This is a genomic window from Flavonifractor sp. An10 (assembly GCF_002161215.1).
Classification (GTDB): domain Bacteria; phylum Bacillota; class Clostridia; order Oscillospirales; family Oscillospiraceae; genus Flavonifractor; species Flavonifractor avistercoris.
The window spans coordinates 1-21,162 of the sequence record NZ_NFMB01000014.1; the positions used below are offsets into that span (position 1 = coordinate 1).

The following is a 21,162-nucleotide window of genomic DNA, read 5'->3' on the forward strand; positions in this document are numbered from 1 at the left end:
CCGGAGCCCACCACCACCCGCGTGCCCGCCCTGGACTTCACCCAGCCGGTGCCGGAGAGCGAGGAGGTGGAGATGGACTACTTCTCCGACGCGCTGTTCATCGGCGACTCCCGCACCGACGGCCTGCGGCTGTACAGCGGCATCCAGGGGGCGGACTTCTACTGCTACAAGGGCCTGACCATCTTTGAGGTGGACGAGCGGAAGATTGTGGAGCTCAACGGAAGCACCTACTCGGTGGTGGAGGCCCTGGAGAAGGGCCCCCAGTACGCCAAGATCTACATCTCCCTGGGGGTCAATGAGCTGGGGTACTACAACGACGACGCCTACCACCAGGCCTTTTCGGAGTTCCTGGACACGGTCAAGACCCTCCAGCCCGACGCCATCATCTACCTGGAAAACCTGGTGCCGGTGAACCCCCAGAAGTGCGCCGAGTACAAGCAGCCCTATTACGTGAACAACGACCGGGTGGCCGCCTACAACGCCATCTATCCCCAGCTGGCGACGGAGCACCAGGTGGCCCTGCTGGACGTGGCCTCCGCCCTCAGCGATGAGAACGGCATCCTCCCCGCCGACGCCACGGCGGACGGGGTGCACTTCACCAAGGCCTGGTACCAGAAGTGGCTGGCCTACCTGATGAACCACACGGTGTCCCCGGAGGAATATGAGGCGGGACAGACCGCCGCGGAAGGAGCGTAAAAAGAGATGAAAACCATGCTGATGCGGCTGATTCCCGCCGCGCTGACCCTGTGCCTGACCCTCACCGCCTGCGGCGGTGACAGCGGTGACAGCCAGGCGGCCGGGGCCTTCGACCCCGCCGCCGCCGCCCAGGCCCTGATGGACTCCGGCGCCTTTACCGAGACCCTGGAGGCGGTGGACGCGGACGTGGCCGCCGCCCTGTACGGCGTGGACGCCGCCGACATCACCGACTGCGCGGTGTACACCTCCCTGTCCGCCGGCGCGGAGGAGATCGCCGTGCTGGTCATGGCCGATGAGACCTCCGCCACCGCCGCCATGGACGGGCTGGAGAAGCGGGTGGCCGACCAGAAGGCCGCCCTGGAGAGCTACCAGCCCGACGAGGTGGCCAAGCTGGACAGCGCCATCCTCGAGCAGCGGGGCAGCTCCGTGCTGCTGGCGGTGTGTGCCGACGCCGACGCGGCCCGGGCCGCCATCGACGGCCTGTCGGCGTAATCCAGATTATCCCCCCAAAGTGCCGGCCAGCGCCGGCACTTTTTTTGACCCGCCCGGCAACTTTTTTCCCGGCTGCCGCGTCTCAGATACAGAACCAGGAAGGAGCGCCCCGGCCTTGGAGCAGACCGTCTACCAGCAGCTGACCGACTATCTCGTGGCCCACCAGGAGGACTTTTACCGCCTGGCGTTCAGCTATGTCAAAAACCGGGACGCCGCCCTGGACGTGGTGCAGGAGAGCATCGTCAAGGCTCTGGCCAAGGCGGACACGGTGCGCCGGCCGGAGTACATCAAGACCTGGTTCTACCGCATCCTGCTCAACGAGAGCATGAACCACTACCGCCGCACCCGGCGGCTGGTGCCCCTGGAGGACGCCGCGCCCGAGGCGGCCGATCCCCGGGGCGATCCGGCGGAGCGGCTGGATCTCTACGACGCCATCGAGCGGCTGGAGCCCCGGGAGCAGGCCGTCATCCGCCTGCGGTTCTTTGAGGACATGAAGCTGGAGGAGATCGCCCGGGTCACCTCCACCAATCTGAACACCGTCAAATCCCGGCTGTACAAGAGCCTGCGGAAGCTGCGGGAGCTGACGGGGGAGGAGTGCTGACATGGACAACGTATGGGAGCGGGCAAGGGCCCGCTACGCGCAGACCCCGGTGCCGGAGGAGCTGTCCTTTGCCGTGGCCTCGGCCATCCGGACAGGCTCGCGGCGGCGGCGGGCCGGCCGCGGCCTGCGGCGGGGCCTCACCGGGGGCCTGGCCGCCTGCGCCTGCTTTATGCTGCTGGTCAACGCCAACCCCACCTTTGCCCGGGCGGTGTCCGATGTGCCGGTGCTGGGGGGCCTGGCCCGGGTGTTCACCGTCAGCGAGTACACCATCGACGAGCGGGAGCAGCTCATCGACGTGCGCATGCCCGCCCTGGAGCTGCCCGAGTCCACCGATCTGGAGCAGCGCATCAACACCGAGATCCGCACCCGCATCGAGCAGGTGCTCCAGGAGGCGGAGAACCGGGCCCGGTCTGTCCGGGACGCCTACGTGGAGACGGGGGGCGACGCGGCGGAGTTCATCCCCGTGATCATCGACGTGGACTACGAGATCAAGTGCCAGAACGACCAGTACCTGTCCTTCATTCTCACCGAGACCGAGACCCGGGCCAACGCCTACACCGAGGTGTATACCTATAACATCGATCTGGAGGCCGGGCGGGAGCTGACCCTGCGGGACATGCTGGGGCCCGACTATGTGGAACTGGCCAACGCCGCGGTGAGGGAGGGCATCGCCGCCCGGGAGGCCGCCGACCCCGACGCCACCTTCTTCCACGACGAGGCCGGCTTCACCTCCATCGACGAGGATCAGGCCTTCTATATCAACGAGGCGGGCAACCCGGTGGTGCTCTTTGAGAAATATGAGCTGGCCCCCGGCTACATGGGCCAGCTGGAGTTCGAGGTGCCCGTCCCCTGACCGCCGCAGCGGACAGAACATGAATATAAATTGCCGAATCCGGACAGGAATGCCTGCCCGGATTTGGCAATTTTTTTCTTGACAACCGGGGCGCGAAGTGCTATTCTTTCATACATAAATATTCGCTTATATACGAATATTATTCACTCGCGTGGAAAGAAGAAAGGTGAAGAGCATGAAGAAACACACGTCCCTTGGCCGGCTGCTGTCCCTGGTGACGGCGCTGGCGCTGCTGGTGAGCCTGTGCGTGATCCCCGCCTCCGCCGCGGAGGGCACCGCCGCAGAGCCCGCAGCCAGCTTTACCAACACCTCCGGTGACGGCGGCGCAGACGCCATCTCCCTCACCGCCGGCCGCAGCTTTGAGGCCAAAATCCCCGTGGACATGACCGAGGCGGAGGCCCAGGCCGCCGCCGAAAGCGTGGTCTGGTCTCTGGACTACGACGAGAGCCAGCCCTATGTGGATCCTGAGCTCTATCCCAACCACTCCGCCGGCGGCGCGCTGGACACCTGGCTGTGCACCGACGGGGAGACCCCCCTGTTCTCCAACGTCACCACCGGCGCGGTGACCGAGAACGGCCAGGTCTATCTCACCGTCACCTTTGACAGCGGGATCTACTTCTACACCACCAACCGCTCCACTGGGGAGAGCACCCCCGACGCCAGCGCCCCCCACTCCAACGGCGGCGCCTATCTGGACGTGTGCGGCTGGTACGACCTGACCGCCACCCTGGACGGCCAGACCGTGGGCGCCGTGGAGGGCGTGAAGGTGGCTCCCTACGACAGCTTCCACACCATGGAGGAGCTCTATGAGAACATCGGCGCCATCGTGGACTTCGCCGCGGAGAACACCGGGCTGTATGTGGAGCAGTTCTCCATGGGCTCCAGCCAGGGCGACAACGGCATGGAGAGCCTGGACATGCCCTACCTGATCATCGCCAAGAGCGAGGCGGCGGTGGACAAGTGGCAGGAGATCAAGGCCGAGGCCGAGAGCGATCCCACCGCCCTGATTGCGAAGATTGAGAACGGCACCCTGGGCGACTACCAGGTGCCCGTGATGTACTCCAACGTCCACGCCAACGAGGTGGCCGCCAGCGACGGCGTGCTGGCCTTCGCCTGGATGCTGGTGGAGGCCGCCGCGTCTGAGAGCGGCACCATCGACTACGACAAGCTCACCGGCTTCACCGCCGAGGGCGAGGCCGAGCTGGCCGAGCAGATGGGCCCCGAGGGCCAGGAGGGCTCCGTGGCCGTGCCCGACCTGGTGGCCGACACCGCCACCTACCTGGGCTACCTCAAGGGGGAGAACGCCGACGGCACCACTGCCAGCGTCTCCACCGTGGTGGATCTGGAGCAGTACTACACCATCGAGACCGAGACCGTGGATGTGGACGAGCTGCTGGACGATGTGTTCTTCATCATCGTCCCCGAGGAGAACGTGGAGGGCCGCACCTATGTGACCCGCACCTCCTCCGGCGGCTTTGATCTGAACCGGGACAACTCCTTCCAGACCCAGGCCGAGACCCAGAACATGACCCGACTGATCGCGGAGTGGAACCCGGTCAGCTTCGCCGAGTTCCACGGCCGGGTGCAGCAGTTCCAGTGCGAGCCCTGCGACCCGCCCCACGAGCCCAACTTCGAGTACGATCTGCTGGCCGAGCACCTGATGGCCGGCGGCGAGGCCCTGGGCATTGCCGCCGTTGCCAACAACGACGGCCACAACAGCTACGTGATCCCCCAGCGGGACTACCTGACCTACACCGGCGAGACCGCCGCCGACGGCTCCTACCAGACCCAGTGGCTGGATCCCTGGGACGACATGTCCACCAGCTACACCCCCCAGTACGCCATGCTCCACGGCACCGTGTCCTACACCGTGGAGGTGCCCGCCTATGACGAGTACATGGTGCAGGGCCTGGCCTACGGCCAGCTGGGCCAGTCCAACTACATCGCCCAGAACAAGGAGAGCTATCTGCTGAACCAGACCAGGATCTTCGAGCGGGGCGTCACCAACGCCAACTCCGACGCCTATGAGCTGGTGGGCCAGTGGCTCACCGACCAGTACGACGTGGAGGGCGCCGAGGCCGATCTGTTCCGCCCCGAGTACGACGGCGAGGGCCAGAACGGCAACTTCTATCCCGAGTGCTACATCATCCCCATGGACGGGGCCAACCAGTCCAACCTCCAGGCCGCCGCGGAGATGATGGTCTACCTGACCCGCAACGGCGTCACGGTGAACGTCACCGAGGACAGCTTCACCTACAACGGCGTGGAGTACCCCGCCGGCACCATGATCGTGTCCATGTACCAGGCCAAGCGCAGCGTAGCCAACGGCGTGCTCTACGACGGCACCGTGATCACCGAGTGGCCGGTGCTCTACTCCGAGGGCATCACCGCCTTCAACTACACCCGGGGCTTCGACATGGTGGTGTGCGCCGAGCCCGCCGCCTATGAGACCATCGACGCCGCCTGCGGCGACGGCATGGACTACGCCGACGCCCAGGCCTATGTGGAGACCCTGACCTCCGCCTTCTCCGGCGTGGAGGGGGAGAACGTGGTGCTGATGAACGCCTCCGAGGCCTCCACCGCCGCCGTCAACGACCTGCTCCGGGCGGGCAAGGCCGTCTCCCTCATCACCGCCGGCGAGTACGAGGGCAGCTTCCTGGTGTCCTATGCCGACTGGCAGAGCGTCTGTGACGACTACCTGCTCACCGGCGTGGGCGTGTCCGCCGCCCTGTCCGGCCTGAGCGCCCAGCCCCTGTCCAAGGCCCCCGTGATCTACATCTCCGGCAAGCCCGCCGACAACGACTCCGGCTTTGTCAAGACCAGCCTGGTCAGCGGCTCCTACCAGTACAACTACGACCGCCAGGCCATGGAGCTGCTGGGCTTCACCGTCACCGACAACGCCGCCCAGGCCGATCTGATCATCGGCGCCGCCGCCCTGGACGACCAGGCCCTGGCCGCCGTGCAGGCCGGCACCCCCTACATCGGCTACGGCTCCAACGCCATGCGCTCCGCCGTGGAGCTCTTTGCCGACGGCGAACTGGTCTATGAGACCGCCGGCGACTCCGCCATGGACGCCCTGTCCTATGTGACCTACCCCACCGACAGCCTGATCACCGCCAGCTATGTGGCCGAGGGGGACGACGTGCTCTACGGCTATGGCGCGGGCTACTTCGCCGCCATTCCCGAGGGTGCCCAGGTGCTGGTGCAGCTGGACAGCTCCAAAGGCCTGCTGGAGGGCTTCCTGCCCAGCACCGGCGACCACTACCAGGACTTCCTGGACGACTCCGTCCAGGCCATCTCCTACCAGGGCGCGGGCGCCGACGGCGCCCAGCTGGATGTGGTGCTCTTCGCCAACACCCTGACCAACAAGGTTCACCAGCGGGATGAGTTCAACTTCATCTCCAACGCCGCCTGGGCCGCCGTGCTGAACGGCCAGGCCGCGGAGGAGCCCGCCACCGGCTACTCCGACGTGGCCGCCGGCGCCTGGTACGCCGACGCCGTGGCCGCCGTCACCGAGCAGGGCCTGATGAACGGCGTCACCTCCACCGCCTTCGGCCCCGGCGTCACCACCACCCGCTCCATGCTGGTCACCACCCTGTACCGCATGGCCGGCCAGCCCGACCTGTCCGACGAGAACCTGGGCTATCCCTTCGCCGACGTGGTGGCCGACTCCTGGTACGGCGACGCGGTGTACTGGGCCCGCCTCAACAGCGTGGCCAACGGCACCAGCGACTCCACCTTCTCCCCCGACGGCACCCTGACCCGGGAGCAGGCCGTCACCATGCTCTACAACTACGCCAACGCCCAGGGCTATGACACCACCCAGGGCGGCATGGCCGCGCAGGAGTATCCCGATTTTGCCAGCGTGTCCAGCTGGGCCTCTGAGGCCGTCACCTGGGCCGTGAACACCGGGGTGCTCACCGGCACCAACGCCGGCACCCTGAATCCCCAGGGCTCCGCCACCCGTGCCGAGCTGGCCACCATGCTGGTGCGCTTCACCGCCGGCCTGGAGGGCTGAAACCAAGGTCAAAGAGAGGACGGGCTTTTGAAAAGCCCGTCCTCTCTTTGTGATTCAGCCCCAGTCGTGGCGGACGCCGCCGCTGGAGCCGACCTCCTCCAGAGCCCAAATGATCGCCTCGATTTTCTGGTAGCACTCCGGGTCGGTCAGGCTCCTGTCCCGAATGATGTCCCGGATCTCCTCCAGTGCGCGGTAGCATTTCTCGCCCACCAGTGCCTGGGCGTCCAGCCGCAGATCGGGGAAGGTCACCTCCATGCGCTGCTGGGAGAGGGCCTTGATCAAAACTTCCTCGTATAATTCCATAAGATCACCTCACATGATAAGGATATCTGAATATCAGATAAAAATCAATATCTGATATTCAGATATTTTAGGATGTGCAGGGTGATTGTATGAGAAATGAAATCCTGCGCTTTGAACGTATCCGGAATCTGCGCCTGGACAGGGAGCTGTCGCAGCAGCAGATCGCAGAGCTGCTGAACGTAAAGCAGAATACCTATTCTCAGTATGAGATCGGCGTGCTGAACTATCCGGTGGATGTGCTCATCAAGCTGGCCCGGTTTTACGGCACCAGCGTGGACTATCTGCTGGGCCTGACGGACGAAACGGCGCCCTATCCCCGGCGGAAGGGCTGACCATTTGTGAAAATTTCCGGTTGCATTTCCCAAACTGCGGGGGTATAATGACCCTAACCTGTTATTGTGGGGAGAACATCATGGATTACCGAACCCTCACAACTGCATCCTTCGTCTTTTCCTTTGGCTGGGCTCGATTTATGGGCACCGGCTTTTTCGGCATGGGAAAAAACGAGGGATGAAATGAATGGGCGGGGCCGTTCTTGGGGCCTCATCGTACCTGGAAGTTGCCGGGGCACTCATTGATTTCATCAATGGGTGCCCCTTTTTTGCGGGCTTCCGGGAGAAACAGAAAGGATGTTGAACTATGGTAGTTGTCATGAAGCCCGGCACGGCGAAGCAGGACATTGACGCGCTGGTGGCGAAGCTGAAAAAAATGAACCTGGACGTGGGCATCACCAACGGCGTGGGGTGCACCATCCTGGGCCTGGTGGGCGACACCACCGCCGTGGACATGGACAAGATCTCCATCAACCCCCACGTGGAGCGGGTCATGCGGGTGCAGGAGCCCTACAAGAAGGCCAACCGCAAGTTCCACCCCGAGGACACGGTGGTCACCGTGGGCAGCGCCAAAATCGGCGGCGGCAGCTTCTCCGTCATCGCCGGCCCCTGCTCCGTGGAGAGCGAGGCGCAGATCTGTGAGGTGGCCGAGGACGTGAAGCGCTCCGGCGCGGCCCTGCTCCGGGGCGGCGCGTTCAAGCCCCGCACCTCCCCCTACTCCTTCCAGGGCATGGGCACCGCCGGGCTGGAGCTGCTGCTGGAGGCCAAGAAGAAGACCGGCCTGCCCATCGTCACCGAGATCATGGATCCCCGCATGGCCGAGCTCTTCGAGGAAGAGGTGGACGTGGTGCAGGTGGGCGCCCGCAACATGCAGAACTTCGAGCTGCTCAAGGAGGTGGGCAAGATGAGCAAGCCCATCCTCCTCAAGCGGGGCCTGTCCAACACCTATGAGGAGTGGATCATGTCCGCCGAGTACATCATGGCCGCCGGCAACGAGAACGTGATCCTCTGCGAGCGGGGGGTGCGCACCTTTGAGACCTATACCCGCAACACCCTGGACGTGTCCGCCATCCCCGCCGTCAAGCAGATGAGCCACCTGCCCGTCATCGTCGACCCCTCCCACGCCGCCGGCATGTACTGGATGGTGGAGCCCCTGGCCCTGGCCGCCGTGGCCGCCGGTGCCGACGGCCTGATCATCGAGGTGCATAACGACCCCGCCCACGCCAAGTGCGACGGCCAGCAGTCCCTCACCCCCCAGAAGTTCGACGCCCTCATGCACAAGGTGTCCGCCATGGTTGACCTGGTGGGGAAAACTCTGGTAAAATAAAAAGAAGCGCGGAGCCGTCGTGAGCAGCCCGGATGGACTGGAGCGACGGGTACAAACCAGGCCAGTTCGCAAACTGGCCGTTTGTGCCCGGAGTCGGAGGGAAGCCGGGCGTCGCGAACAGGCGGAGCGTGACAGCGAAGAAGCGCGGAGGGTAGGCGCATAGGGGAGCTAAGGCAGGGCGCAGACGAAAAAACAGGCGACGGGCGCAGCCCGGAGCGGCATTTTTCGCGGAGCCCGGACTTAGCGACCCGGCCATGCGCCCAACCCGCAGCGTGACAGGAAGCGCGGAGGCGTGCGGAGCCGCAGCCCATCCGCAGCGCCATGCCCTGTAGGGGCGGATATCATCCGCCCGCCCAAAGGAGGCCCGGCCTCCGGCGGCACCGCTTTCTTTCCGAAAGAAAGCGGTGGGAAAGAAAGGGTGGGGGAGGGATTTCGATTTCCCTCCCCCACACCCCCACCTTAAAACGACCAATCAGGGGGGCCTCGGCCCCCCTATTGGATGTACCCCCGGAGCTGTTCTCCAGACAACTTTCCGGCAGCGGCCCCTTACTTCGTAACGGGGCCGCTGCTCGGGGTGGGCGCGGCATCCCTGACGCGCCGCCCGCACAAAAACCATCGCAAGGGAGAGGTGCCCATGAAAACCCTCACCGTGGCCCTGCCGGGCCGGTCTTATGAGATTTTGATCCAGCGGGGCCTGCTGGCCCAGGCCGGGGCGCACTGCCGGAAGGCGCTGCCCCGGGCCTCCCGCCTGTTTGTGGTCACCGACTCCAACGTGGGCCCGCTGTACCTGGAGCGGGTGCGTGCCGGCCTGGAGGGGGCCGGATTTCAGGTAACCGCCCACACCGTCCCCGCCGGGGAGGGCTCCAAGTGCGCCGGGCAGCTTTCCGAGCTGTGGGAGGCCATGATGGCCGCCGGGCTCACCCGCACCGACGCGGTGGTGGCCCTGGGCGGCGGCGTGGTGGGGGATCTGGCGGGCTTCGCCGCCGCCACCGTCCTGCGGGGGGTGGACTTCGTGCAGATGCCCACCACCCTGCTCTCCCAGGTGGACTCCTCCGTGGGGGGCAAGGTTGCCATCGACCTCCACCACGGCAAGAACCTGGCCGGGGCCTTCTGGCAGCCCAAACTGGTGCTCATGGATCCCGACACCCTGGACACCCTGGACGACCAGACCTTCGCCGACGGCATGGCGGAGGTGGTGAAGTACGGCTGCATCAAGGACGCCGCCTTCTTCGACTTCCTGGCCGCCCGCCTGTCGAGAGGGGAATTGATGGCGGAAATCGAACACATTTTGTATACCTGCTGCGATATAAAACGCGGCGTAGTGGAACGGGACGAGCGGGACACCGGGGAGCGGATGCTCCTCAACTTCGGCCACACCCTGGGCCACGCCTACGAACTGGCGGGGCACTACGAGACGTGGAGCCACGGCCAGGCGGTGGCCGCCGGCATGTGCGCCGCCGCAAAGCTGGGGGTCAGGCTGGGGGTGACCCCGGCGGAGGTGCCCCCCAGGCTGGAGGGGGTACTGTCCGCTCTGGGCCTGCCCACCGCCATCTCCTGCACCGCGGAGGACTACGCCGCCGCCGTGGGCCTGGACAAGAAGGGGGCGGGGGACAGCATCTCGGTGATCCTGCTGGACAAGCTGGGCCATGCCGTGCCCCACAAGATGCCCAAGGCAGAACTGCTGGAGGAGCTGACATGAACGTCACCATCACACCTACCTTATTAAAGGGGACGATTACGCCGCCCCCCTCCAAAAGCCAGGCCCACCGGCTCATCATCGCCGCCGCCCTGTCCGACGGGGTGTGCCGCCTGTCCAACGTGGAGCTGTCCCAGGACATCCAGGCCACCCTCCGGTGCATGCGCACCCTGAACGCCGACGCCTCCTCCGACGGCACGGTGATCCGGGGCTGTAATCTGGTGGACGGTTTCGAGGTGCCGCCCCCGGAGATCATGGACTGCGGCGAGTCCGGCTCCACCCTGCGGTTTCTCATCCCCGTGGCCCTGGCCCTTCAGGGGGGCGGAAAATTTACCGGCCACGGCCGCCTCATGGAGCGGCCCCAGGGCCCCTACTTTGACCTGTTCCGGGAGAAGGGGATCGCCTGCTCCCTGGAGGACGGCGTGCTCACCGTCTCCGGGAAGCTCACCCCCGGGGAGTATGCCCTGCCCGGCGACGTGTCCTCCCAGTTCGTCACCGGCCTGCTCTATGCCCTCCCCCTGCTGGAGGGGGACAGCGAGATTCAGCTCACCACCGGCCTGGAGAGCCGGGGATATGTGGACATGACCCTGGACGCCCTGAGCCGGTTCGGGGTGTCCGTGGACTACGACGGGGATCGGCGCTTCCAGGTGCCGGGGAACCAGGTCTATCAGCACCGGGATCTGGCCATTGAGGCCGACTGGTCTAACGCCGCCTTCTGGTACGCCGCCCGGCTGCTGGGCTGTTCGGTGGAGGCGGCGGGCCTCAACCCGGCCTCCGTCCAGGGCGACCGGGTGATCGCGGCCTTCTGTAACCGCCTGCGGGAGCCCGGGCCTGTGGAGCTGGACGTGTCCCAATGCCCCGATCTGGTGCCCCCCCTGGCGGCCATGGCCGCCCTGCGGGACAGGGAGACCACCCGCATCGGCAACGCCGCCCGGCTGCGCATCAAGGAGAGCGACCGGCTCTCCACCGTGACGGAGGTGCTCTCCGCCCTGGGGGCGGACATCGAGGAGCAGGCGGACGCCCTGGTGATCCGGGGGAAGGCGAAGCTGCCCGGCGGCGTCACCGTCTCCGGCCACAACGACCACCGCATCGCCATGATGGCCGCCATCGCCGCCACCCGGTGTGAGAAGCCCGTCACCATCACCGGCGCGGAGTGCGTGAAGAAGTCCTATCCCAGGTTCTGGGAGGACTACGAAAAGCTGGGCGGACAGCTGACGCGGGCGTGATCCGCCGGCGGGGGCAAGCCCCCGCCCTACTGAGTGAGATTGAGACAAGGACGCGTTCCAGGGAGGAAACCTGTATGAGACACATGATTTTCGGCGAGTCCCACGGCCCGGCCATCGGCGTGGTGGTGGAGGGGGTGCCCGCCGGGCTGGAGCTGAAGCTGGAGGCGGTGCAGCGGGAGCTGAACCGCCGCAGGCCCGGTCAGGGCCCCACGACAACCGCCCGGAAGGAGAGCGATCTGGTGGAGGTGCTCTCCGGCGTGTTTGAGGGCAAGACCACCGGCGCCCCCCTGGCTATGGTGATCCGCAATTCCGACCAGCACTCCCAGGACTACGAGGCCATCCGCTACACCCCCCGGCCCAGCCACGGGGACTATGCGGGCTTTATCAGGAGCCAGGGGTGTCAGGACTACCGGGGGGGCGGCCACTTCTCCGGCCGCCTCACCGCCCCCCTGGTGGCCGCCGGTGCGGTGGCCAAGCAGGTGCTGGCCCGGCATGGCGTGTGGGTGGGGGCCCACATCAGCTCCATCTACGGCATTACCGACGCCTCCCTGGAGGACGAGGAGTCCCTGAGAGCCGTGGCCGCCAAGTCCTTCCCCGTGCTGGACGACGCCAAGGGGGAGGAGATGCGCCAGGCCATCCTGGAGGCCAAGAACGAGGGGGACAGCGTGGGCGGCGCCGTGGAGTGCGCCGTGTTCGGCCTGCCCGCCGGGCTGGGGGCCCCCGACTTCGGCTGCAACGTGGAGGGCATCTTTGCCCAGTATCTCTTCGCCGTCCCCGCCGTCAAGGGGGTGGACTTCGGCGCGGGCGTGGCCTTCTCCCTCATGCGGGGCAGCGAGGCCAACGACCCCTTCGAGGTGCGGGACGGCAAGGTGGTCACCAAGACCAACCACGCCGGCGGCGTCAACGGCGGCATCACCAACGGCATGCCAATCACCTTTGAGGCCACCATCCGTCCCACCCCCTCCATCGCCCTGCCCCAGGAGAGCGTGGATCTCCGCACCGGCGAGGAGACGGAGATCGAGATCCACGGCCGTCATGATCCCTGTATTGTGCCCCGGGCCGTGCCGGTGATCGAGGCGGCGGCGGCCCTGGCCGCCTGCCAGGTGTTGGGCATCTGACCGCACCCCACGGGCGGTAGCATGTAGGGCCGCCATACATGGCGGCCGCGTAGCCCAGACTGCCGAGATAGGAGAGAGAAAACCATGAACGAACTGGAACAGTACCGCCGGGAGATCGACCGCATTGACGGGGAGCTGGTGAAGCTCTTTCTGGAGCGGATGGCCGTCACCGGGCAGGTGGGGGCGTACAAGCAGGCCAACGGCATCCCGGTGCTGGACGCGGAGCGGGAGAAGCGGGTGATTGCCGCCAAGACGGCCCTCACCGACGACCCGGCCCGCAAGGCGGATCTGGCGGCTCTCTACGAGAGCATCATGGCCATCTCCCGGCGGCAGCAGCGCCACCTGGTGCGGGAGGGGGACAGCGACCCGGGCTATGCCGCCTGGGCCGCCGCCATGAAAAACCGGCGGGAGCCGGTGTCCAACCCCCGGGTGGTGTACCAGGGGGAGCCGGGGTGCTACAGTGAGGAGGCCGCCGCGGGCTTCTTCGGCCCGGAGGTGGACAGCCGGGGCCTGGCCTGGTTCCCCGACGTGTTCGCCGCCCTGGAGCGGGGGGAGGCCGACTACGCCGTCCTGCCGGTGGAGAACTCCTCCACCGGCTCCATCCGGCAGGTGTACGACCTGCTCTCCCAGTACAACTACTACATCGTGGGGGAGTGCCAGGTGGAGGTGCGCCACTGCCTCATGGCCCTGCCCGGCGTGAGGCTGGAGGACATCAAAACCGTCTACTCCCACGAGCAGGGGCTGATGCAGTGCGAGAAGTACCTGGACGGGCACCGGGACTGGAACCGGGTGCCCACCCTGGACACGGCGGGCTCGGCCAAGCAGGTGGCCGGGAGCGGCGACCGCGCCGCCGCCGCCATCTGCTCCCGCCGGGCGGCGGAGATCTACGGCCTGCACATCCTGGCCGAGGGGGTCAACTACAACGCCATGAACCACACCCGGTTTGTGGTGGTCTCCCCCGTCCTGGAGCTGCGGCCGGGCCGGAACAAGATCAGCGCCATGTTCCGCCTGCCCCACCAGAGCGGCTCCCTCCACGAGATCCTCACCATCTTCGCCGTCCAGGGGCTCAACCTGCTGAAGATCGAGTCCCGGCCCATCCCCGGCCGGGGGTGGGAGTACCTGTTCTTCCTGGACTTCACCGGCGACGTGGCCGCCCCGGAGCTGGACGGCGTGCTCCACGAGCTGGGGCAGCTGGCCGCCGAGTTCCGCATACTGGGCAACTTCCGGGGGTATGAGCCGTGAAAAACATTGTGCTGATCGGGATGATGGGCTGCGGCAAGTCCACGGTGGGCCGTCTGGCGGCGGAAAAGCTGGGCATGGCCTTCGTGGACACCGACGAGCGTATCGAGGGGGACACGGGCCGCGCCATTCCGGAGATCTTCGCGTCGGAGGGAGAGATCGGCTTCCGGGAGCACGAGCTGGCGGTCAGCCGGGCGCTGGCCCGGGAGCAGGGGCTGGTGATCGCCTGCGGCGGCGGCCTGCCCACCCGGCCGGACGCCATTGCCTCCTTAAAATCCAGCGGCGCGGTGTTCTGGATCAACCGGGATCCCGGGGTGATCTACGACACCGTGTCCATGGCCCACCGGCCCCTGGGGCAGGGGGGAAAAGAGAATTTTCTGGAGCGGTTCCGCCAGCGGGAGCCCATCTACCGCCGGTGGGCCGACTACATCATTGAGGGCCACAGCCTGGCCGCCGAGGCGGCGGAGCGGGTGGCGGAGATCTACGAAAGGGAGTGCCGGGCGTGAAGTTTCTGATTATCAACGGCCCCAACCTGAACCTGCTGGGCAAGCGGGAGCCGGGCATCTACGGGGAGAACAGCTATGAGAGCCTGTGCAGGCGGCTGAAGGACTTCGCCGCCGCCCACGGCGCCTCGGCGGAGTGCTTCCAGTCCAACCACGAGGGGGCCGTCATTGACGCCATCCACGCCGCCGACGGGGTGTACGACGCCATCGTCATGAACCCCGGGGCCTTCACCCACTACAGCTACGCCATCCTGGACGCCCTCAAGGCGGTGGACGTGCCCTGCATCGAGGTGCACATATCCAATGTCCACCAGCGGGAGGAGTTCCGGCACAGGAGCGTCACCGCCCCCGCCTGCGTGGGGCAGATCTGCGGCCTGGGCCTGTACGGCTACGAGGCCGCCATGTCCTACTTTCTCTTGAAAGAGAAAGTAGGCAAAGAGAACTTTCACACAACTCTCCCTTGAAAGAGAACGCAGGCAAGGAGAACTTCCGTGCTTCGCCCTCCTGAGAGAGAAAGGGCGCAGGGGCGCGCCTCCGCCGGGCCGGCAAGCACGCCGGCCCCTGCCTGACCGCCGAACGACAAGGAGTGCTTCATGAAACAGAATCGCGTCCCCCGCATCGGCATGCGGGTGATCAAGACCGCCGTGGCGGTGGTGCTGTCCTATCTGGTGTTTGTCCCCTTCGGGCTGCTCTATCGGGAGGAGCTGGGGGGCGTGCTGGGCCAGGCCGGGCCCCTCTATGCCTGCATCGCCAGCATCATCTGCCTCCAGTCCACGGTGGATCAGTCCGTCCAGCTGGGCATCTCCCGCCTCATCGGCATCGGGGTGGGGGGCGTGCTGGGCATTGCCACCCTGCTGCTGGGCCCCGCCCTGGACAACCCGTGGATCAAGGCGCCGGTGCTGGGGCTGGTGTGTGTGGCGGGGCTGTGGCTGTGTCTGCTGCTCAAGCGGCCGGGGGCCTGCGTCATGGCCTGCATCCTGCCCTGCGTGATTCTCATCACCGGCGTCACCGGCGTGACCCGGTATCACTATGCCGTGGCCCGGATCGTGGAGACGCTGGTGGGCCTGTTCATCGCTCTGGGGGTGAACGCCGTCCTGCCGGATCTGCGGCCTGAGCCGGGAAAGGGGGCGCCCGATTTGCGGGTGGAGGTAAAAAACAGCACCAAAAAGCTCTGTGTCATCGGGGATCCGGTGGGCCACTCCAAGTCCCCCCTGATTCAGAACACCATGATTGCCGCCCTGGGGCTGGATTACGTGTACCTGTGCCAGCCGGTACCCCGGGGGAGCTGCAGGCAGTGGCTGGACTGCGCCAGGTTTGCCGGCTACGCCGGGTTCAACGCCACCATGCCCCACAAGGAGGAGCTGGTGGGCCTGATGGACGAGCTGGACGAGGACGCCCGGCTCTTCGGCGCGGTGAACACCGTCTGCCTCCGGGACGGGAAGGCCTGGGGCTACAACACCGACGGGGCGGGCTTCCTGCGCACCCTGGACGACGAGGGGATCAGCCCCGCCGGGAAGCGGGTGCTGGTACTGGGGGCCGGCGGGGCGGCCAAGGCGGTGTGCCTCAAGCTGGCCCAGGCCGGGGCCGATGTGGTGGTGTGCAACCGCACCGTCAGCAAGGCGGCGGAGCTGTGTGCCCTCGCCCCGGAGCACCTGCGCCCGGCGGGCTTTGACATCGACACCCTGCGAAGGGAGGCGGCGGAGTGCCAGCTGCTGGTCAACTGCACCTCCCTGGGCATGGCGGGGGCCGGGGGGCAGTTCCGGGACTTCTCCTTCCTGGACGTGCTGCCCCTGAACGCGCCGGTGGTGGATCTGATCTACGCCCCGGCGGAGACCGAGCTGCTCTGCCGGGCCCGGGAGAAGGGCCACCACACCGCCAACGGCTTCGGCCTGCTGGTGAACCAGGCGGTGCTCTCCCTGGAGCACTTCACCGATACGCCCATCGACGCGGCGGCCATGAAGAAGCTGCTGGCGGAGAAGCTGGGCTGATGCCCGCAACGTGTCGAAAAAGCGGCAAAGCCGCTTTTTCGAGAAAGGCTGCATGGCGGAAGGGGTTCGTTTTCTTGCGAAAAAGTCACCCCTTCCGCCATGAGAAGTGTGATTCCCGAGGCTCATGTCCTCGGGAATCACATATTTTGATTTGATTCCTGCGGCTGCCTGCGCCCGCAGGCGCGTTTCGAGGCCAACCGCCGCACTGCGGCGGCTCTTGGGCCGAGATGGCCGCAGGAACTCTGCGAGGCTGCCCTTCGCGGGGAGGGGGTTGGCCGGGCAGAAGCGCTTGGGGGCCTATCCCAGGGCCACATCCAGCACCATCATGACCACAAACCCGGCCATAACGCCCAGGGTGCCGGTGTTGGAGTGCTCCCCCAGATGGGCCTCGGGGATGAGCTCCTCCACCACCACGTACATCATGGCGCCGGCGGCGAAGGACAGCAGCCAGGGCATGAGGGGCTGGATGCCTCCGGCGGCCAGCACCACCAGCACGCCGAAGATGGGCTCCACCACGCCGGAGGCGGCGCCGTAGAGGAAGGAGCGGAGCCGGGACAGCCCCTCCTGCCGCAGGGGTAGGGAGATGGCGGCCCCCTCGGGGAAGTTCTGGATGCCGATGCCCAGGGCCAGGGCCAGGGCGGAGCTGAGGGCCGCCCCCTCCCCGGCGTGCTGGGCGGCCAGAGCGAAGGACAGGCCCACCGCCATGCCCTCGGGGATGTTGTGGAGGGTGACGGCCAGCACCAGCAGGGTGCTCCGCCGCCAGGAGGCGTGGATGCCCTCCGGGCTCCGGGCCCCCGCGTGGAGATGGGGCAGCAGGCCGTCCAGCAGCAGCAGGAAGCCCACCCCCAGGACAAAGCCCCCCACCGCCGGCAGCCAGCCGGGGGTGCCGGCGGCCTCGGCCTCCTCGATGGCGGGGATGAGCAGGCTCCACACCGACGCGGCGATCATCACCCCGGCGGCAAACCCCAGAAAAATCCGCTGCACGGCGGCGTTGAGCCGGGCGCGGAACAGAAAGACCATGGCGGCGCCGGTGGCGGTCATGAGGAAGGTGAAGCCGGTGCCCACCGCCGCCCACAGGATAGACTGCATAAAGCCTCCTAATCAGTTAAAATAAGCTAACTTTCGACCAACAGGCGGGGGCCCGCAGCGCGGGCCCCCGCCTCAGCCTCGCAGAGTTCGTGCCTCCGGCACGAAACAGATGAAAATCCGTTTTTCCCGAGGACACGTGCCTCGGGAAAAACACTTCTCAGCCGGCCAGTGTGTCCGGCTCCGCCGGACGCGCGCAGCCGGCTGCTCCCTCAACCAAGCGGCATCGCCGCTTGGTTGATCAATAGGCCACGCCCCAGTACACCATATGCTTGGCGGGCTTGCCGCACACGGGGCACACGTCGCCCAGGTGCTCCTGCTCCAGGGGAATGCAGCGGGAGGAAACCCCGGCCTCCTCCTTCATCTTCAGCTCGCACTCCAGGTCGCCGCACCACATGGTCTTGGCAAAGCCGCCCTGGGTGGACATGCGCTCCTTGACCTCCTCCAGGGAGGAGCAGGCGTAGGTGTTCTCGTCCAGGTTCTTCTTGGCCTTGTCGTACAGGCCCTGCTGCACCGCGTCCAGCATGGCCTGGACGGTCTCCTCGATGTTGTCCAGGGAGACGAAGGACTTCTCGCCGTTGTCGCGGCGAACCAGCACGCACTGGTTCTTCTCCATGTCCTTGGGGCCCAGCTCCAGGCGCAGGGGCACGCCCTTCATCTCGTACTCGGCGAACTTCCAGCCGGCGGACTGGTCGGAGGCGTCCATCCTGGCCCGGATGCCGGCGGCCTTCAGGCGGTTCATGACGGCCTCGTTGGCCTCCAGCACGCCCTCCTTGTGCTGGGCCACGGGGATGATGATCACCTGGGTGGGGGCGATGCGGGGGGGCAGCACCAGGCCGTTGTTGTCGCCGTGGGTCATGATCACGCCGCCGATGAGCCGGGTGGACACGCCCCAGGAGGTCTGGAAGGGGTTGTGGGGCTGGTTGTCCCTGCCGGTGAAGGTGATGTCGAAGGCCTTGGCGAAGCCGTCGCCGAAGTAGTGGGAGGTGCCGGCCTGGAGGGCCTTCTTGTCGTGCATCATGCACTCCACGGTGTAGGTGGCCTCGGCGCCGGAGAACTTCTCCTTGTCGGTCTTGCGGCCCTTCACCACCGGCATGGCCAGGTAGTTCTCACAGAAGTCGGCGTAGATGTTGAACATCTGCTCGGTTTCGGCAATGGCCTCCTCGGCGGTGGCGTGCATGGTGTGGCCCTCCTGCCACAGGAACTCCCGGTGGCGCAGGAAGGGGCGGGAGGTCTTTTCCCACCGCAGCACGGAGCACCACTGGTTGTACAGCTTGGGCAGATCCCGGTGGGAGTGGATGATATGGGCGTAGTGCTCGCAGAACAGGGTCTCGGAGGTGGGGCGGATGCAGTACCGCTCCTCCAGCTTCTCACTGCCGCCGTAGGTCACCCAGGCGCACTCGGGGGCGAAGCCCTCCACGTGATCCTTCTCCTTCTGGAGCAGGCTCTCGGGGATCAGCATGGGCAGATACACGTTCTCGTGCCCGGTCTCCTTGAACTTCTCGTCCAGAATCTTCTGGAAATTCTCCCAGATGGCGTAGCCGTAGGGGCGGAGGATGAACATACCCTTAATGGAGGAGTAATCAATCAGCTCCGCCTTCCTGCACACGTCGGTAAACCACTTGGCGAAGTCCACCTCCATGTCGGTGATCTGCTCCACCTGCTTCTTGTCCTGTGCCATGTCTATTCTCAATCCTTTTTTCTAAAAAATACAGAGGGTTCTATTCATTTTATGCAGTCGGGGCGGAAAAGTCAAGGCCGCGCATAAAATTCCGGAATTTTCGCACACTGATTTCCGAGGAAAGGCGGTGCTGGATGTGCGTGTGGGCGTCTGGGAGCGGGACGAGGGCATTTCGGCGGCGGTGGGGGCCGCCCTGGCCGGGTATGGCGCGGAGGTGTCCGCCGGCCGCCACCCGGCGGAGCTGGCCGCCGTCCCCCTGGACCTGCTGGTGATCTCCCCCGGCGCCGTGGGCTGGGCGGGGGCCGGGGCGGTGCACTGCCGGACGGTGCTCCTCCCCGGGGCGGCGGGCCCCCTGGCCCGCACCCTCCAGGCCGGGCAGGCGGTGAGCTACGGCACCTCCCCCCGGGACACCCTCACCTTCTCCAGCCTGGAGGGAGACCGGCTCTGCCTGGCCGTCCAGCGGGAGCTGGTACCCCTGTCCGGCCCGGTGGTGGAGCAGCAGGAGCTGGTACTCCCCTTCCCCACCGGGGCCTCCCCCCTGCCCTTCCTGGCGGCGGCGGGTGCCCTGCTCCTCTGCGGCGTGCCGCCGGAGGAGCTGCCCCGGCTGGCGGGCGGCCGGGGGCTCCGGCCCGGTTGATCTTTCCACATTTCTGTGCTATGTTGGGGAGGAACCAACCGGCATCCGGGAAAGGAGAGCGCCATGGACAGACTGCGCCGCATGCCCACCCTGCTCCTGGCCGTGCTGGCCGCCTCCCTGCTGGCTAATCTGGTGCTGCTGGGGCTGCTGCTCCGCCCGCCCCAGCGGCCGGATGTCTCCGGCTCCTATGCCCTGGGCACGGAGGTGTCCACCCTGACGGAGGACGACCGCTTCCTGCTGATGTACGATGACGGCGGCTATCTGCTCTATCAGCGGTATCAGGTGCTGGACAGCGGCCGCTATTCCGCGGAGGACGGGAAGGGCGCCCGGCTCCGCTTCACCTCTGACCGCGGGCAGGGCAGCTATATGGCCGTGTTTGCCCGGCCGGATACCCTCTACCTCCCCGACCGGGACACCGGCATCGGGGTCTACAGCCGGTACCAGGACTCCTCCACGCTTGTCTTTGGGCCCGAGGAGATTCTTGAACGATTTGAATGACAAAAGCAAAAAAGGCGGGGCCCGGACATGCCGTCCGGGCCCCGCCTTCTGCTACCCCTCCAGCTTCTTCACCGGGTCGGAGATCTCGCTGAGGGCCTTGCCGGCCTCCATGTCGAACTGGCGGCACTTGGCCAGATCCCCCAGGGACACCATGCCCACCACCTTGCCCCCCTCCAGCACGGGGAGGCGGCGCACCTGCCGGGCAGCCATGAGCCGGGTGGCCTCCCGGGCGTCGTCGTCGGGGGACACCACCGCGCAGTTGCGGGTCATGATGTCCTTCACCTGGGTCTGGGCCGGGTCGTCCTCCGCCGCGATGCAGCGCAGGACGATGTCCCGGTCGGTGACGATGCCCCGCAGGCCCCCGTCGTTCCCGCACACCGGCAGGGCCCCCAGGTTGTGCCTGGACAGCAGCCGGGCCGCCAGGGAGGCCGACTCCTGGGGGGTGATGGTCACCACGCTGGGGTTCATGAGATCGCGTACTTGCATAACAAAACCGCCTTTCCTCCAAACTTTCTGTTAGTTTGGGCCGGAAGGGCGGTTTTATTCACGCTTCAGCTCCAGGTTGCGGCGGAGGGGGCCGGGGCCCCGCCAGGCGAAGGCCCGGCCGCCGTACTTCTCCCGGAAGGTGCGGTTGGTGAGACCCTCCAGATCGGCGTTTTCCAGACTGTCCACCAGATCTGTGGAAAACTCGGGCAGAGGGGACAGGGCCGGGTCGGCGTTGAAGGGACAGGCCCGCTGGCAGAAGTCACAGCCCCAGATCAGCGGGTGGGCCTTCAGCCGGGCCGCCTCCTCCCCCGTCAGCGCCCCCTTTTTCTGGGTCAGCTCCGACAGGCAGCGGGACACGTCCGGCCCGCCCTCCCCCATGGCC

General features: G+C 66.5%; 20 protein-coding genes and 1 pseudogene. 16 read left to right on the plus strand and 5 right to left on the minus strand.

The genetic code is table 11. From position 1 onward, the window contains the following. From B5E42_RS18425 to B5E42_RS20010, 5 genes are all read left to right on the plus strand, one after another. On the plus strand, positions 1 to 696 hold a 696-nt coding region (locus B5E42_RS18425; protein WP_087242355.1), incomplete at its 5' end, for a GDSL-type esterase/lipase family protein. A 6-nt stretch (positions 697 to 702) separates the two neighbouring features. Continuing rightward, positions 703 to 1,188 carry a DUF4358 domain-containing protein gene (locus B5E42_RS18430; RefSeq protein ID WP_087242357.1) on the plus strand — a complete coding sequence of 162 codons (486 nt, stop codon included), beginning with the start codon at positions 703 to 705 and terminating at the stop codon, positions 1,186 to 1,188. 115 nt (positions 1,189 to 1,303) lie between these two features. Further along, the gene (locus B5E42_RS18435; RefSeq protein ID WP_087242359.1) at positions 1,304 to 1,789 is read left to right on the plus strand and encodes a sigma-70 family RNA polymerase sigma factor; all 486 of its coding nucleotides are present in this window, start codon (positions 1,304 to 1,306) and stop codon (positions 1,787 to 1,789) included. Between the two features lies 1 nt (position 1,790). Then, positions 1,791 to 2,642 carry a DUF3298 and DUF4163 domain-containing protein gene (locus B5E42_RS18440; RefSeq protein WP_087242361.1) on the plus strand — a complete coding sequence of 284 codons (852 nt, stop codon included), beginning with the start codon at positions 1,791 to 1,793 and terminating at the stop codon, positions 2,640 to 2,642. Between the two features lie 175 nt (positions 2,643 to 2,817). Continuing rightward, complete coding sequence (locus tag B5E42_RS20010) at positions 2,818 to 6,660, plus strand: M14 family metallopeptidase (protein WP_087242363.1); 3,843 nt, start codon at positions 2,818 to 2,820, stop codon at positions 6,658 to 6,660. A 54-nt stretch (positions 6,661 to 6,714) separates the two neighbouring features. On the opposite strand, the gene B5E42_RS18450 is transcribed toward B5E42_RS20010, so the two are convergent. Beyond that, positions 6,715 to 6,963: a hypothetical protein gene (locus B5E42_RS18450; protein ID WP_141242576.1), complete on the minus strand. Its 249-nt coding sequence runs from the start codon at positions 6,961 to 6,963 to the stop codon at positions 6,715 to 6,717. Positions 6,964 to 7,052: 89 nt separating this feature from the next. On the opposite strand from B5E42_RS18450, the gene B5E42_RS18455 reads away from it, so the two are divergent. The 9 genes from B5E42_RS18455 to aroE all read left to right on the plus strand — a co-directional run bounded on the left by B5E42_RS18455 (position 7,053) and on the right by aroE (position 16,392). Beyond that, entirely contained in the window at positions 7,053 to 7,295 is a 243-nt protein-coding gene (locus B5E42_RS18455; protein WP_087242367.1) for a helix-turn-helix transcriptional regulator, read from the plus strand. Positions 7,296 to 7,602: 307 nt separating this feature from the next. Continuing rightward, positions 7,603 to 8,622, plus strand: coding sequence for a 3-deoxy-7-phosphoheptulonate synthase (gene aroF / locus B5E42_RS18460; RefSeq protein ID WP_087242369.1), 1,020 nt, complete (start codon positions 7,603 to 7,605; stop codon positions 8,620 to 8,622). Between the two features lie 634 nt (positions 8,623 to 9,256). Continuing rightward, positions 9,257 to 10,321 (plus strand): 3-dehydroquinate synthase, encoded by a 1,065-nt coding sequence (gene aroB / locus B5E42_RS18465; RefSeq protein ID WP_087242372.1) that lies wholly within the window; start codon positions 9,257 to 9,259, stop codon positions 10,319 to 10,321. Beyond that, positions 10,318 to 11,544 carry a 3-phosphoshikimate 1-carboxyvinyltransferase gene (aroA, locus tag B5E42_RS18470; protein WP_087242374.1) on the plus strand — a complete coding sequence of 409 codons (1,227 nt, stop codon included), beginning with the start codon at positions 10,318 to 10,320 and terminating at the stop codon, positions 11,542 to 11,544. Before aroB ends, aroA begins: the two co-directional genes overlap by 4 nt. A gap of 83 nt (positions 11,545 to 11,627) precedes the next feature. Next, positions 11,628 to 12,662: a chorismate synthase gene (aroC, locus tag B5E42_RS18475; RefSeq protein WP_343214208.1), complete on the plus strand. Its 1,035-nt coding sequence runs from the start codon at positions 11,628 to 11,630 to the stop codon at positions 12,660 to 12,662. Positions 12,663 to 12,746: 84 nt separating this feature from the next. Next, the gene (locus B5E42_RS18480) at positions 12,747 to 13,904 is read left to right on the plus strand and encodes a bifunctional chorismate mutase/prephenate dehydratase (RefSeq protein ID WP_087242378.1); all 1,158 of its coding nucleotides are present in this window, start codon (positions 12,747 to 12,749) and stop codon (positions 13,902 to 13,904) included. Beyond that, complete coding sequence (locus B5E42_RS18485) at positions 13,901 to 14,407, plus strand: shikimate kinase (protein ID WP_087242380.1); 507 nt, start codon at positions 13,901 to 13,903, stop codon at positions 14,405 to 14,407. Before B5E42_RS18480 ends, B5E42_RS18485 begins: the two co-directional genes overlap by 4 nt. Beyond that, positions 14,404 to 14,868: a type II 3-dehydroquinate dehydratase gene (gene aroQ / locus B5E42_RS18490; RefSeq protein ID WP_087242382.1), complete on the plus strand. Its 465-nt coding sequence runs from the start codon at positions 14,404 to 14,406 to the stop codon at positions 14,866 to 14,868. Before B5E42_RS18485 ends, aroQ begins: the two co-directional genes overlap by 4 nt. Positions 14,869 to 14,997: 129 nt before the next feature. Further along, positions 14,998 to 16,392: a shikimate dehydrogenase gene (aroE, locus tag B5E42_RS18495; protein WP_087242384.1), complete on the plus strand. Its 1,395-nt coding sequence runs from the start codon at positions 14,998 to 15,000 to the stop codon at positions 16,390 to 16,392. A 297-nt stretch (positions 16,393 to 16,689) separates the two neighbouring features. Here the strand turns inward: aroE and B5E42_RS18500 are convergent, their stop codons facing one another. Together B5E42_RS18500 and proS are read right to left on the minus strand one after the other, a co-directional pair. Next, the gene (locus tag B5E42_RS18500) at positions 16,690 to 17,481 is read right to left on the minus strand and encodes a ZIP family metal transporter (protein ID WP_087242387.1); all 792 of its coding nucleotides are present in this window, start codon (positions 17,479 to 17,481) and stop codon (positions 16,690 to 16,692) included. A 238-nt stretch (positions 17,482 to 17,719) separates the two neighbouring features. Further along, positions 17,720 to 19,159: a proline--tRNA ligase gene (gene proS, locus B5E42_RS18505; protein ID WP_087242390.1), complete on the minus strand. Its 1,440-nt coding sequence runs from the start codon at positions 19,157 to 19,159 to the stop codon at positions 17,720 to 17,722. Positions 19,160 to 19,286: 127 nt separating this feature from the next. Between proS and B5E42_RS18510 the strand changes: the two genes are divergently transcribed. Then, a complete protein-coding gene (locus B5E42_RS18510; RefSeq protein WP_242967235.1) occupies positions 19,287 to 19,796 on the plus strand; it encodes a hypothetical protein in 510 nt (169 codons plus the stop codon). 63 nt (positions 19,797 to 19,859) lie between these two features. Further along, positions 19,860 to 20,294: a hypothetical protein gene (locus tag B5E42_RS18515; protein WP_087242392.1), complete on the plus strand. Its 435-nt coding sequence runs from the start codon at positions 19,860 to 19,862 to the stop codon at positions 20,292 to 20,294. Between the two features lie 51 nt (positions 20,295 to 20,345). On the opposite strand, the gene B5E42_RS18520 is transcribed toward B5E42_RS18515, so the two are convergent. Together B5E42_RS18520 and B5E42_RS18525 are read right to left on the minus strand one after the other, a co-directional pair. Beyond that, positions 20,346 to 20,780, minus strand: coding sequence for a CBS domain-containing protein (locus B5E42_RS18520; protein WP_087242394.1), 435 nt, complete (start codon positions 20,778 to 20,780; stop codon positions 20,346 to 20,348). Between the two features lie 54 nt (positions 20,781 to 20,834). After that, positions 20,835 to 21,162 (minus strand): annotated as a pseudogene (locus B5E42_RS18525) (DUF1730 domain-containing protein); the annotation flags it as partial.

Excerpts from the sequence above, each read along its gene's own strand:
- aroC (WP_343214208.1), top strand. The coding sequence starts at position 11,628 with ATGATTTTCGGCGAGTCCCACGGCCCGGCCATCGGCGTGGTGGTGGAG.
- B5E42_RS18450 (WP_141242576.1), bottom strand. The coding sequence starts at position 6,963 with ATGGAATTATACGAGGAAGTTTTGATCAAGGCCCTCTCCCAGCAGCGC.
- B5E42_RS18430 (WP_087242357.1), top strand. The coding sequence starts at position 703 with ATGAAAACCATGCTGATGCGGCTGATTCCCGCCGCGCTGACCCTGTGC.
- proS (WP_087242390.1), bottom strand. The coding sequence starts at position 19,159 with ATGGCACAGGACAAGAAGCAGGTGGAGCAGATCACCGACATGGAGGTG.
- B5E42_RS18520 (WP_087242394.1), bottom strand. The coding sequence starts at position 20,780 with ATGCAAGTACGCGATCTCATGAACCCCAGCGTGGTGACCATCACCCCC.
- aroF (WP_087242369.1), top strand. The coding sequence starts at position 7,603 with ATGGTAGTTGTCATGAAGCCCGGCACGGCGAAGCAGGACATTGACGCG.
- aroE (WP_087242384.1), top strand. The coding sequence starts at position 14,998 with ATGAAACAGAATCGCGTCCCCCGCATCGGCATGCGGGTGATCAAGACC.
- B5E42_RS18500 (WP_087242387.1), bottom strand. The coding sequence starts at position 17,481 with ATGCAGTCTATCCTGTGGGCGGCGGTGGGCACCGGCTTCACCTTCCTC.
- B5E42_RS18515 (WP_087242392.1), top strand. The coding sequence starts at position 19,860 with ATGGACAGACTGCGCCGCATGCCCACCCTGCTCCTGGCCGTGCTGGCC.
- aroA (WP_087242374.1), top strand. The coding sequence starts at position 10,318 with ATGAACGTCACCATCACACCTACCTTATTAAAGGGGACGATTACGCCG.
- B5E42_RS18455 (WP_087242367.1), top strand. The coding sequence starts at position 7,053 with ATGAGAAATGAAATCCTGCGCTTTGAACGTATCCGGAATCTGCGCCTG.
- B5E42_RS18480 (WP_087242378.1), top strand. The coding sequence starts at position 12,747 with ATGAACGAACTGGAACAGTACCGCCGGGAGATCGACCGCATTGACGGG.
- B5E42_RS18440 (WP_087242361.1), top strand. The coding sequence starts at position 1,791 with ATGGACAACGTATGGGAGCGGGCAAGGGCCCGCTACGCGCAGACCCCG.
- B5E42_RS20010 (WP_087242363.1), top strand. The coding sequence starts at position 2,818 with ATGAAGAAACACACGTCCCTTGGCCGGCTGCTGTCCCTGGTGACGGCG.
- aroB (WP_087242372.1), top strand. The coding sequence starts at position 9,257 with ATGAAAACCCTCACCGTGGCCCTGCCGGGCCGGTCTTATGAGATTTTG.